The 4598-nt window shown below is 70.7% G+C and carries 4 protein-coding genes; 2 read left to right on the forward strand and 2 right to left on the reverse strand.

Annotation, left to right across the window (positions count from 1 at the left end; genetic code table 11):
- Positions 1-23 precede the first annotated feature (23 nt).
- Together ACIRDX_RS20695 and ACIRDX_RS20700 are read right to left on the reverse strand one after the other, a co-directional pair.
- Positions 24-515, reverse strand: coding sequence for a hypothetical protein (locus tag ACIRDX_RS20695; protein WP_396627332.1), 492 nt, complete (start codon positions 513-515; stop codon positions 24-26).
- Between the two features lie 233 nt (positions 516-748).
- Positions 749-2395, reverse strand: a complete 1647-nt coding sequence (locus ACIRDX_RS20700; RefSeq protein WP_396627333.1) for an alpha-N-arabinofuranosidase — start codon at positions 2393-2395, stop codon at positions 749-751.
- A gap of 132 nt (positions 2396-2527) precedes the next feature.
- Between ACIRDX_RS20700 and ACIRDX_RS20705 the strand changes: the two genes are divergently transcribed.
- Together ACIRDX_RS20705 and ACIRDX_RS20710 are read left to right on the forward strand one after the other, a co-directional pair.
- Entirely contained in the window at positions 2528-3532 is a 1005-nt protein-coding gene (locus ACIRDX_RS20705; RefSeq protein ID WP_396627334.1) for a DUF2157 domain-containing protein, read from the forward strand.
- Positions 3529-4598 (forward strand): DUF4401 domain-containing protein (locus ACIRDX_RS20710; RefSeq protein WP_396627335.1); only part of this gene is annotated, 1070 nt, incomplete at its 3' end. The genes ACIRDX_RS20705 and ACIRDX_RS20710, both read left to right, overlap by 4 nt.

The following is a 4598-nucleotide window of genomic DNA, read 5'->3' on the forward strand; positions in this document are numbered from 1 at the left end:
CCGTACCCGGTACCCGGCTGTGCCTACCGCTTGTCGTACACCGTCATGCTGGCGGTCTTGGAGCCATCCGGCATGGCGCGGATGGACTTGACGGTCAGGCTGCGGCCGTCCTTGGCCACCTCGAGGATCGACTCCAGCACGACCTCGTCGCCCACCTTGTACGTGAACATGCCGCTCGCGCCGCCGAGTCCGTCGCCGCCGAGCGTCGGCTCGAGCTGGGCGGTGACCGTGTCTGGCGCAGGCTGCGCGCCGGTCACCGGTACCGCCTTGCCGTCGCCCCGCGTCGTGAACCCCCATGTCGAACTGGTGCCGTCCATGGCCACGGTGACGCTGGAGAACGTGAGCCCGCTCGCCCCCTTGCTCACCTCCATGCGCCGCTCCTTCCAGTTGACGGTCATCGGCGTGGACTTCGCGGGGTTCAGCACCCAGGTGCCGACCATGGGCGCGGGTGACTGCGCGAGCGAGACAACGGTCGACAAGGCCGCGAACACGACGACAGCAATGAAGCGAGACATCGAATCTCCGTGCATGACAGAAGCTGTGTGGGCCGGGCTGGGACAGCCGGCCCTACCTTCCCGAACGACCGCCGGCCCTACCTTCCGAGCAGCGCCGGCCCTAACTTCCGAAGCAGAGCAGACCCGACCTTGCTGTGGCCGTAAGCCGTAAGCCGCAAGCCTGCAGTGTGCTTTCTGAGCCCTGAGCCCTGAGCCCCGAGCCCTGAGCCCCGAGCCCCGAGCCGTGAGCCGCCTTACCCCAGCGCAACGGTGAGGCGTGTCACCGACGATGCGGGCAGGCGATGCGTGAAGGTGCCACCCGAGCCGACCTGGACCGCGCTCTCTGCCGAGGGCGCGACGGCCGCAGGCCGGTCGAACGTGTTGTGCGCGTGAATGTCGCTGGCCGCGAGCGTCACCGCGCGTGCCGACGCCGCGCGTCCGCCCCGGAGCGTGATCGTGGCGTCGGTGGCATCGGTGGCGTGCGGGTTCACGAGCGTGAGCGTGACCGTCCGGTCGCGCACGGAGGTCGACCCGGACAGGCCCGCGACCTCGCCGCGATCGTTCACGCGCTGGTAGCCGACGTCGGGCGCCCCGATCTGCGTGCGCACCGCCTCGCCGCCCGCGTGTGGCGCGTAGAGCGCGAACACGTGGTACGTCGGCGTCACGAGGAAGCGATCGCCGTCGGTGAGGAAGAGCGACTGCAGGCAGTTCACCAACTGCGCGATGTTGGCCATCGCCACCTTGTCGGCATGGCGATGAAACGTGTCGAGCGTCAGGCCGGCCACGAGCGCGTCGCGGATGGTCGACTGCTGGCCGAGGTGGTGCGACGGATGGATCTCCGTGCCCGGCTTGTGCCACGTGCCCCACTCGTCGACCACGATCTTCACGCGGTGGCGCCGGTCGATCTCGCCCATCACGGCCCAGTGCCCGGTGATGAGCGTTTCCATCAGGCTCGCCTGGTGCAGCAGCTCGTACCACTCGTCGGTGGTGTAGGCCAGGGCATCGCCCTTCCCCTTGTCCCAGTCGGTGGTCGCGCCGCGGCTGGCGTTCCACGTGTAGTGATGCAGGGCCCAGCCCCAGATCGAGTTGAGCGCACCCTCACCTTTCGCGGTGAGCGTGGTGAAGAAGCGGCGCGTCCACGAGAGGTCGTTGCCGTTGGGGCCCGAACCGATGAACGACAGCGGCACGCCGTACTTGGGCAGCCACGCCGTGAACTTGCGGTACTCGACGGCGTACTCGTCGGCCGTGAGGTTGCCGCCGCAGCCCCAGGTCTCGTTGCCCACGCCCCAGAACCGCACGCCGAGCGGCTCCGGACTGCCGCCCCTGGCGCGCAGCTCCGCGAGCGTGGTGGACCCGGCGGGAGAGTTGGCGTACTCGACCCACTGGTAGAAGTCGCGTGCCGGCAGGCTGCGGAGGTTGGCCGCGAGGTAGGGCTCGCCACCGCACAGGCGCGCGAAGCGGACGAACTCGTTGGTGCCGAAGTGGTTCGGATCGTACTTCCACGGCCCGTCGGGCCGCGCCGGCATCTCGTCGCTCCAGAAGTTCGTGCGCCGCGGCCGCGACTCACGCGGGCCGACGCCGTCGCGCCAGTCGTAGCTGTCGGCGAAACAGCCGCCCGGCCACCGGAGCACCCCTTTCGGCAGCCGGCGCATGTGGTCCACGATGGCCTGGCGGATGCCGCCCGTGTTGGGGATGCGCGAGCCCTCGCCCACCCAGATGCCGTCGTACACGACGCCGCCGAGATGTTCGACGAAGTGTCCGTAGACGTTGGGATCGATGCGCGCGATGGGCTCGTCGAGCAGGACGTCCACGCGTGCATCCGCTGCCGAGGTCGCCCTCGGAGCCAGCGTCATCGCCGCCCCCGCCAACATGGTGGTGCGCAGGAAGTCTCGTCGATCCACGTCCACTCCTCTCGTCGCAGGAAACGCGTTGCCGGCGCCACTCTATACTGAAGCCCGATTGAGCCAGCGCGATGGCCTGCCCCGAGCGACGTCGAGGTGGGCACCGCGCCATCGCCGCCACCGCGCCCATCCGTGACCGCTCCCGCTCGCGATCCCCTCGCACGCCACGCCACGCTCGCTCGTGTGGAGCGGGTCCTCGACGCGTCCGGCCTGTCGGAGCCCGATCGCGTGCCCGTGCTCACGCTGGCGGCGCGCACACCCGACGCGCACCAGTGGCGACGCTTCCTCGCGTCGGCACTGCTGTTGCTGGGGGCCGGGCTCGCCCTCTCGGGTATCGTGTCGTTCTTCGCCTTCAACTGGGCCGCCCTGGGCCGCTTCGCGAAGCTCGGCCTCATCGCGGCCGGGATCGCCGCCGCGGCATCGCTCGCGGCGCGGCGCCCCGACACGCTGCCCTCGCGCGTGCTGCTCTTCGCGGCGTCGGTGCTCACCGGCGCCCTGCTCGCCGTCTACGGGCAGACCTACCAGACCGGCGCCGACCCGTGGGGGCTGTTCGCGGCGTGGGCCGTGCTCATCCTGCCCTGGACGATCGCCGCCACGTTCACACCGCTCTGGCTGTTGTGGCTGGCGCTGGTCGACCTGGCCTACGGACTCTACGTCGCGCAGGTGATCGCCTCGCCGACATGGGCGGTGTCGCTCCTGCTCGGCCTGCTGGCCGTGCACGTGCTGGCCCTCATGGCCTGGGAACTCCAGCACCTGCGCACGCCGCCGTGGCTGGCCGACACATGGGCGCCGCGCATCGTGATGGCCGCGACGATGCTGCCGCTGCTCGGGCCGGCCGTGGTCCGCATCATGTGGCTGCAGGGCGCGGCCACGCTCGGCTCCGTCTCCCTGGCCTCCCTCACCTTCCTCGTGATCGCCGCCGGCGGCTTCTACACCCTGGCGCGGCGCGACACGTTCATGCTCACACTCGCCGCCGCCTGCGTGATGGCCATCGTCACGACCGCCGTCGCGCGCGTGCTGATGGAGACGCTCAATCTCGGCCTGCTCGGACTCATGCTGATCACCGCCTTCATCGTGCTCGAGGTCACGCTGGTGGTGTCGTGGCTGCGCCGGCAATCGCGCGGGGAGGCGGCATGATCCCGACGCGCTCCCTCCACGAGGTCCTCCAGGAGGCCGTCGCTTACGGATGGCTGCCCGTCGGCATCGAGGACCGTGCCCGCGAGGCGTTGGCAGCGGCCGACGCCGACGACATGCCGTGGTACCTGCGCGTCCTCACGGGCGGCGCGGCCTGGGTGGGCGCGTTCTTCCTGCTCGCCACCGGCCTCGGGATCATCTCCGTGATCCTCGGCGAGCAGGTGGACCTGGCCGCGATCGGGCTCGGCGTGGGCCTCATGCCGCTCGGGATCGCGATGCGCACGACGCGTCGCGGCGAGTTCATGCACCAGGCGTCGCTGGTGTGCGTGATGGCCGGGCAGATGCTGCTCGTGGGTGGCACCGGGTCGCTCATGTCCAGCACCGACCTCGCGGTGTGGGCCGCGATCCTGTCGTCCCTCGTGCTGATCCTGCGGTTCGACGACGGCGTGTACCGCTTCTGCGCGACGCTGGTCGTCATCGGGGGCGCGTTGTTCCTGGCGATGGAGGTGCGGATCCCCTACGCGATGGGTATCGCGACGGCCATCACCGCCGCCTGGCCCGTCGTTGCCTGGCGCATGTTGCCCGGGCTCGCGCGCCGGCATCGAATCACCGACCCCGTGGCGTGGGCCGCGGCCACCGCCTCGTGCGGCCTGCTCACGACGCAGGCGATCATCGACGCCGTGACGGGCACGGTGGGCTACTCGCCGAGCTTCGTGCGGATGCTGCTCCCCTCCCCCTTGCCGCTCACGCTGCTCTTCGTGGGCCTGCTCGTGTGGCTCGCGCTCCGGGTGGCGCGCGACCACGGCGTGTCGTCGTCGGCGCCGGGCGTCCTCGCGGCGGTCGGTGCTGCGGTGGTCGTCGGTGTCCTCACCCGGGCGACCCCGGCCGTGAGCGGCGCGCTGGTGCTCGTCATGCTCGGCTTCGATCGGCGCCGCGTCGGCCTGGTGGGGCTCGGATCGGCGTTCCTGATCGGCTTCCTCGGCCTGCACTACTACAGCCTCGCGCTCACGCTGATGCAGAAGTCCGCCGTGCTCGTGGGGTCTGGACTCGTCTGCCTGGCGGGGGCCGC

Origin of the sequence: Luteitalea sp. (genome assembly GCF_044337415.1) — a bacterium.
Taxonomy (GTDB): domain Bacteria; phylum Acidobacteriota; class Vicinamibacteria; order Vicinamibacterales; family Vicinamibacteraceae; genus Luteitalea.